We start from the raw sequence: 2,065 nt of genomic DNA, 5'->3' as shown, positions 1-2,065 counted from the left end.
ATCGTTCGGGGATTCCTTCTGCAAGACGGTTAGACCTGCCGCAAACCTAAGACAATGGCAACCGCCCGTACGACACACCGTACATCTTAGGTTCTTATTTTAAGCTAATCCTACCGTTAGGATTGTCTTAGACACGAATTAGCTTAAGTGTGTGTTTGGAAACGTCTTACCAGTTAAGTTACTGCGTACTCGCAATTTAGTCTTAACTTAACTGTGGAATGTAAGACATTGAATATAGTAAGATGAGTCTAGCAAAACTTATCGCATTTAACAATTGCCTTATATCCACCGCCTGAAGTCGCAGGTTTACGGCAACGAATGATAAACCCACAACACAGGCACAAAAACACCGCGCGTGGGCTAGGTGCAAAACGGTGCAAGAATTGGACCAACATCCAAGCAAAAAGTTGTCTAAAAAAAGTTGAGTAAATAAGGTACAATGCCGCATCATTGCCAAGCGTTTTGTCAATACGCCGCTTGCACCAAGCCACTATACCTGTAACATCCATGTCAGCATTTGCTAAAGAAAAAGTCCGTAGCCCTATGGTCACCATGCCCACCAAACCCAGACCAACCTATCAAACCAACCCGACCGTCGCTGTGCTGTTGGTCAATCTGGGTACGCCCGACGCGCCAACCGTGCCTGCCGTGCGCCAGTACTTGCGCCAGTTTTTGTCCGATACGCGCGTGATTGAAGTGCCCAAACTTGTTTGGGCGATTATTTTAAACTTATTTATCCTCACCACGCGTCCTAAACGCGTCGCTCATGCTTATGCCAGCGTGTGGGATGACGACTCACCATTGCGCCAAATCGCCTATATGCAAGCGGATTTACTACAGCAACGCCTTGATCAACAGGATTTTGGCGTACCTGTCAAGGTTGAGCTTGCCATGACGTATGGCAAGCCTGCGCTGACTGACGCATTGCACAACCTCAAGGCACAAGGTATTGAGCGCATCGTCGTGCTGCCTGCTTATCCGCAATACTCCGCCAGCACCACCGCAGCGGTGTTTGACGTGATTGCCAAATACGGCTTAAAGGCGCGTGATTTGCCTGCGTTGAGTTTTGTCAAAGATTATTACAACCATCCACGCTACATCGCCGCGCTTGCCGACAGCGTGCGCCGCTACCAAGCGCATCACGGGCACGCCCAAAAGCTGCTGTTTAGCTTTCATGGCATCCCCAAACCCTATGCCGACAAAGGCGACCCATACCCCGAACGCTGCAAAATCACCGCACATGCGGTTGCCGACGCGCTTGGACTGACCGATGAGCAATGGGCGTACAGTTTTCAATCACGCTTTGGGCTACAAGAGTGGGTCAAACCATACACCGATGAGCTTTTGACCGCATGGGGCAAGGCAGGGCTTGCGTCTGTGCAGGTCTTGAGCCCTGCGTTTTCTGCCGATTGTTTAGAAACCCTAGAAGAGCTGGCGGTTGAGAACAAAAACACCTTTCAAGACAACGGCGGCGGCGAATACGGCTATATCCCTGCGCTCAATGCTGACCCGTTGCACATTGACCTATTTGCCGCGCTGGTTGAGCCGCACATCAAGGCATGGGCGGCCCAGCGATGAGGCATTTAAAACCAAATCTTGGGCGCAAAATGCCACTCGGCTTGGTATTGGCGGCGGCGTTGGGTGTGAGCGCGTCGCATGCTGGCAGCAACACGGATGGGACAAAGGCGCAGCAACGGGCACAAACTGTCAAGCCCAATGCTATCATCATCTACACCTTGCCAAATTGCGCCTATTGCACCCAAGCCAAACGCTGGCTCAGTGCCAATCATTTTGCGTTTACCATTCGTTGCCGTAAACCTGCGACTTCAGGCGGTGCATATAAGGCAATTGTTAAATGCGATAAGTTTTGCTATGCTCATCTCACTATATTCAATGTCTTACATTCCACAGTTAAGTTAAGACTAAATTGCGAGTACGCAGTAACTTAACTGGTAAGACGTTTCCAAACACACACTTAAGCTAATTCGTGTCTAAGACAAGCCTAACGGTAGGATTAGCTTAAAATAAGAACCTAAGATGTACGGTGTGTCGTACGGGCGGTTGC

Annotated in this window: 2 protein-coding genes; one reads left to right on the top strand and one right to left on the bottom strand. The window is 49.8% G+C overall.

Translation table 11 applies throughout. From position 1 onward, the window contains the following. The first annotated feature begins 552 nt into the window (after positions 1-552). Positions 553-1,578, top strand: coding sequence for a ferrochelatase (gene hemH / locus AC5L4R_RS06430; protein WP_494472544.1), 1,026 nt, complete (start codon positions 553-555; stop codon positions 1,576-1,578). 5 nt (positions 1,579-1,583) lie between these two features. Here the strand turns inward: hemH and AC5L4R_RS06425 are convergent, their stop codons facing one another. Further along, a complete protein-coding gene (locus AC5L4R_RS06425; RefSeq protein ID WP_494472545.1) occupies positions 1,584-1,790 on the bottom strand; it encodes a hypothetical protein in 207 nt (68 codons plus the stop codon). Positions 1,791-2,065: the final 275 nt, after the last annotated feature.

The sequence above is a fragment of the Faucicola sp. SE7633 genome, from assembly GCF_059264685.1.
This window is presented reverse-complemented; position numbering and strand designations above follow the sequence as displayed.

Coding starts and splice junctions, on each gene's coding strand:
- hemH (WP_494472544.1), top strand. CDS start 553: ATGCCCACCAAACCCAGACCAACCTATCAAACCAACCCGACCGTCGCT.
- AC5L4R_RS06425 (WP_494472545.1), bottom strand. CDS start 1,790: ATGATTGGCACTGAGCCAGCGTTTGGCTTGGGTGCAATAGGCGCAATT.